Origin of the sequence: Streptomyces sp. NPDC047042 (assembly GCF_040644035.1) — a bacterium.
GTDB lineage: Bacteria > Actinomycetota > Actinomycetes > Streptomycetales > Streptomycetaceae > Streptomyces.
Genome location: NZ_JBEYVP010000129.1, coordinates 1 through 1097, shown reverse-complemented (window position 1 = coordinate 1097; position 1097 = coordinate 1). Strand labels below are relative to the sequence as shown.

Here is a 1097-nt window from a genome sequence, read left to right as displayed (position 1 = left end):
CGACCATCGTGCTGTTGATCGGCCTGTTCGCGTTCAAGCGCCGGGTCGCCGCGCGCGAGTGGACGGCGCTGGCGGTGAGCTATGCCGGCGTGGTCCTGGTGATGGTCGAAAACCTGCGCGTGGAAGGCGAGCACGTACTGTTCGGCAGCGCGCTGGTGCTGGGCGCGGCGGTCAGCTACGCGCTGTATCTGGCGATGTCGGGCGAACTGATCAAACGCCTGGGTTCGTTGCAGTTGGTGGCCTGGGCGATGATCGTGTCGACCGCCGCGGTGCTGATCCATTACCTGATCGCGCGCCCGCCGTCGGCGCTGTTCGGCCTGCCGTGGCAGGTGTACGCGCTGGCCGCGGCCAATGCGGTGTTCTGCACCTTCCTGCCGGTGACCTTCACCATGGCCGCGGTCGGGCGCCTGGGCGCGGGCACGGCGGCGCAGTTCTCGGTGATCGGGCCGGTGTCGCTGGTGTTCCTCGGCGCCTGGGTGCTCGGCGAGAAGATCACTGCGATCCAGCTGGTCGGCACTGCGGTGGTGCTGGGCGGGGTGTGGCTGTTGAGCCGGCCGGGGGCGAACTCGGTGCCGCTGCCGGCCGCGGACAAACCCTCGAGCTGAGCCGCGTCGCCGCGGGTTTCCGCCGCGTCGGGCGGCCTGCGAAAAGCGAACAGGCGCCCGCGGGCGCCTGTTCGTTTTCCAAGCCAGCGAAACCTCAGTGGGTCGCCAGCAGCGGCACGCTCAAGGCTTCGTGGAACACCGCGCCGGACAGGCAGGCGTTGTTCTGCAGTGCCGACAGCTTGGTCGCCCGGTCCTTCAGGTCGCCGTAGGTGCGCGGCGTGCCGCTGAAGGGATCGTTCATGGTGAACGTGCCCGGATTGGCGAGGCTGCTGCCGACCGGATTGTTGCCGATCAGGAACCTCGACAGCAGCGAGGTCGCACCGGACGCGCGCGGCGCGATATGCAGGAAGTTGGTGGTCTGGGTCTCGGCGCCATGGCAGGCGTTGCAGGTGTTGAGCGAGAACTTGTTGCGCTCGTCGTTGCCGGCGCCCGGGCCGTTCCAGAACTGCTGCGGCGGCCCGTTCGGCACCGCGCCGGTCAGCATGCGCTGGC

General features: G+C 69.1%; 2 protein-coding genes. One reads left to right on the top strand and one right to left on the bottom strand.

What is annotated here, in order from left to right; genetic code table 11:
• A partial coding sequence (locus tag ABZ855_RS48435) for a DMT family transporter (RefSeq protein WP_360820506.1) occupies nt 1–605 on the top strand: 605 nt, incomplete at its 5' end.
• Between the two features lie 94 nt (nt 606–699).
• On the opposite strand, the gene ABZ855_RS48430 is transcribed toward ABZ855_RS48435, so the two are convergent.
• Nucleotides 700–1097, bottom strand: a 398-nt coding sequence (locus ABZ855_RS48430) for a hypothetical protein (RefSeq protein WP_360820503.1), incomplete at its 5' end; no start/stop codon positions are given.